At 38.5% G+C, this 2279-nt stretch carries 2 protein-coding genes; both read left to right on the top strand.

What is annotated here, in order from left to right:
* The first annotated feature begins 314 nt into the window (after positions 1-314).
* Positions 315-842 carry a hypothetical protein gene (locus AC27EZ_RS18055; RefSeq protein ID WP_487136653.1) on the top strand — a complete coding sequence of 176 codons (528 nt, stop codon included), beginning with the start codon at positions 315-317 and terminating at the stop codon, positions 840-842.
* Positions 843-1016: 174 nt separating this feature from the next.
* Entirely contained in the window at positions 1017-1553 is a 537-nt protein-coding gene (locus AC27EZ_RS18060; protein WP_487136654.1) for a PH domain-containing protein, read from the top strand.
* The last annotated feature ends 726 nt before the right edge of the window (positions 1554-2279 follow it).

Consider the following 2279-nt stretch of genomic DNA (forward strand, 5'->3'; position numbering starts at 1 on the left):
CTTATGGCGGGTTTTTTGCTTTTAGGCGTTAAAGAAAAGTGGGCATGAGATCATCATAAATGTCTACTGTTTGCCGGTATGAGCATACGGCTTAAGCATAAAACAAGCAAAAAAAGCCCCTGTCTAATGACAGGGGCTTTTTTTTACGAACAATAACATTCATATCGAAGACGGCGCATGTTCGTTGCCATTTATGCTAAATGAATCAAGTCAAATTGGCATAAGCGCGCTTATCTCCCCACCTTAGTAATTTGTACTACGCATAAAACCTGTACTACTATCAGTCAATGATCACGGATTGATAAAGGTTAACTATGAATACCCTTCCAGTAACGCCAGTACACTCAACTCACTATGCAAAAGGTAACCACGACGTTCGGTTATTCATAGACGGTTTTAAAGCCCACATAGAAATAGTATTGATTGTTTTTGCTGCAATGTTCTATATCAGTACGCATATCATAGAGGTTAACGAAAAAGAGCGTGTCCTGGCAGCGCCACAAGTAAACGATTTTTTCTATATAGATTACCGTGCAATTGATAGTGAATCCGACATGCGTTTTCGATACGTACCACTAAAACTGTTAAACATTAACGATGGACACTATACATTTAAGGTTGGCAATATTGCTCACAGCACCCCTGTGTCGCCAGCTGAACATGCAAAATTCGATAAAGCATTGCTACTTAGAAATTATTACCGCAAAGATGAGTTAGTGTTAACGCAGGATGCAATTAACGCATTTGTCAGATCAGGCGCCATATATAATGCAAGAAGGCCTCGTAATATTTATATAAGTGGTTGGATGGTATTAACCCTTGATGAACTACGGGTTCACTAAAGCTAAAATTACAGCTCCAGTGATTACGCATTATTTATGTTGGGTACCAGGCTATCGCTAATACTGTGGTTGACTATACTCTGTTACATATAGTGTATGACAACGTGTTTAAATCTCGCTATGGTCATAGAAATAACCTTTCTATTATCAAACGCTAAATTCACAAGGACGCGCATGTCTGACAATATCGTATTACAAGCCACGTTTAATCCGTCGGTTAAAACATATTGGCTAATAAGCCTTTTATTATTTTCTACGTTAACCGTTGTCGGTATACCACTACTTATTATTTCTATCCCTCTTTTTTATATTATAGCGGGAAGGTCCATCGCGGCCATGTCTGCCATCATTACCGAACGCAAATTGGTAGTAAAAAGAGGGATCTTCAATAAAGAAGAGAAATCCATTCCTTTAGAAAAGATTACAGACGTCGCACTTATACAAGGCCCGCTTATGCGTATGTTTAATCTATATAGGCTATCGTTTGAAACGGCAGGTCAGTCATCTGATGGCGCATTGGTCTCGCTGATAGGAATTGACGATGCAATAGGTTTTCGCGAGACGATATTAAGTCAAAAAGACAAGGTTACGACGAATAAAAGTGTACCAATGCAACACAGTGCAGCCCCGAGTAATGACATGGCGCTTTTATTAGAAAGTACTAAGCGAATTGAACGGCTACTAGAGCAACTCGTGAATAAAAATAGCTAGGTCTTAAAACATCAATGCCTTGCACCTTTATATAACAACATGCAAACAAGACCATACTATACCGTATACCTGGGTTCTTATTGATTGGGGTGTTGGTGTGTTATTGAAGTTAGTTTCCTACACCCATATTTGTCAACGCTACTGTCTATATGTGTATAGAGATGAAGTGCATTACAAGTCTAAGTAGATAAGCTAACTTAACTATATGACGCATAACGCGCGTTTATTCTTACAAAGGCGTTGCGTATTTTCATTGGTATTAGCGCACGACCTATTCGTTTTTGTTTGCGTCAACGTACCAGTTATCAAAAAATACAACGAATCACGGTACCTATTCATTAATAGACAGGTAAAAAGCATAAGCGTATGGACAATATTTTGAAATCGGTTTTGCGTTGTCACGCATCAATCTATAAAGGTTAAGTGAAGTAGCCCCTCTTTTAATGGCTTATTTTTAATCGTTAAGCGGTATTTATGAGCAAATTAATCAAATAGTAATCACTTAGAAAAAAACTTAAATAAAGGTGTTGATCTAGGAAAAGATTCACGTAGAATGCGCGCCTCGCTTCGGGGAGTTGGCAACAACGACACAGAAGCAGTTTTAAGAGTTACACGCTTCGAAAATTAGTTTTCAAAAAGTGTTGACACTAAAAACTTAAGGCGTATAATACGCGCCTCGCTTCGAGATGAAGCAGCCGGAAACGGCAACGTTCTTTAACAATTTAG

It is taken from the genome of Alteromonas sp. 4NH20-0056 (assembly GCF_057539655.1).

Excerpts from the sequence above, each read along its gene's own strand:
- AC27EZ_RS18060 (WP_487136654.1), top strand. The coding sequence starts at position 1,017 with ATGTCTGACAATATCGTATTACAAGCCACGTTTAATCCGTCGGTTAAA.
- AC27EZ_RS18055 (WP_487136653.1), top strand. The coding sequence starts at position 315 with ATGAATACCCTTCCAGTAACGCCAGTACACTCAACTCACTATGCAAAA.